This window comes from Thiolapillus sp. (assembly GCF_048562965.1).
Taxonomy (GTDB): Bacteria; Pseudomonadota; Gammaproteobacteria; order Chromatiales; family Chromatiaceae; genus Thiolapillus; species Thiolapillus brandeum_A.
The window spans coordinates 1-976 of sequence record NZ_JBHNMF010001029.1; the positions used below are offsets into that span (position 1 = coordinate 1).

A 976-nucleotide genomic window follows, 5' to 3' on the forward strand; every position below is an offset into this window, starting at 1 on the left:
AGTGAGCAGGATGCAGCAATCAGCGTATAGAACAAGCTCTAACGGGTAGTATGAACAAAATAGCAACTTTATTTCACCCGAAAATATACGGTGGAACAATGTTGCTTACTCTAAACTCTAGTCCAATTATATAACGTCGGTTCAGATACCCCCGTATCGCGATGAATCTGGGCAATGCTTTGAGCATTGGGAGGCATCATCTTCTGAACAATCGTCTCTTTGAATTCTCTGCTGTATCTTGGCATTTCATGATTTCCTTCCGTCCCCTGATTAAGTAATAATTGCTCACTGAGGTGAGCGGACAACTATGCTGACACAGGGGGGGTTAACCTCATCAATCCCCATGATCACCGGAGTTTCGTAGCGCACCGTCCGTTCCAGTTCATCAATCAAATCATGAGCGATGTTCTTGACGGTATTCACCGCAACGCCTGTTTGTTCTGCCAAGGCACGGAAAGTCGTGCTCAGGCACTGTTGCCGGATGACATCAACCAACTTGATTACCCACCAATCTCAGCCATTCGTAAGAAACGATACGGTATGGGAGGCGTCCTGAGGCCAACGTAGGCGAGTCGCTCAATCATGTCATCCAATCGATACCGCCGGTTGAACCGATACTCAAACTCTGCAAGATACCTGGGAACATGCTTAAGGCTTACAGAATGAAAGGTTCCGGTTATTGCATTTTTTACGTTGCCCGGCATGGTATTCACCCATTTGAAGGATGGGTGTTCAACCCCTTTACGCCCACCTTCGGAGACGAAAGGAATAGGATGGCATCCTGCCTTTTCCACTGCTTTGAAACAAGCCAAGCCATCGCTGACCACAATGCTTCCAACCTCCAGGCTCATCTTTGCGTAACGTTCGATTTCAGCACTATGAAACCCACTGACTGTCCGCAATTGCATCCGCTGAGGTCGATGTTCTTCCCCTTCCGTTTCAACGACGGCAATAAACGGAGCTTTATGTGCAGCGC

2 protein-coding genes and 1 pseudogene are annotated in these 976 nt (G+C 47.8%); all 3 read right to left on the reverse strand.

The window, feature by feature from the left end:
- Positions 1–110: 110 nt before the first annotated feature.
- Positions 111–245 (reverse strand): transposase, encoded by a 135-nt coding sequence (locus ACOCD2_RS22010; protein WP_368857479.1) that lies wholly within the window; start codon positions 243–245, stop codon positions 111–113.
- 79 nt (positions 246–324) lie between these two features.
- Positions 325–498: pseudogene (locus ACOCD2_RS22015) on the reverse strand (helix-turn-helix domain-containing protein); the annotation flags it as partial.
- Between the two features lie 2 nt (positions 499–500).
- A partial coding sequence (locus ACOCD2_RS22020) for an IS1595 family transposase (RefSeq protein ID WP_293675349.1) occupies positions 501–976 on the reverse strand: 476 nt, incomplete at its 5' end.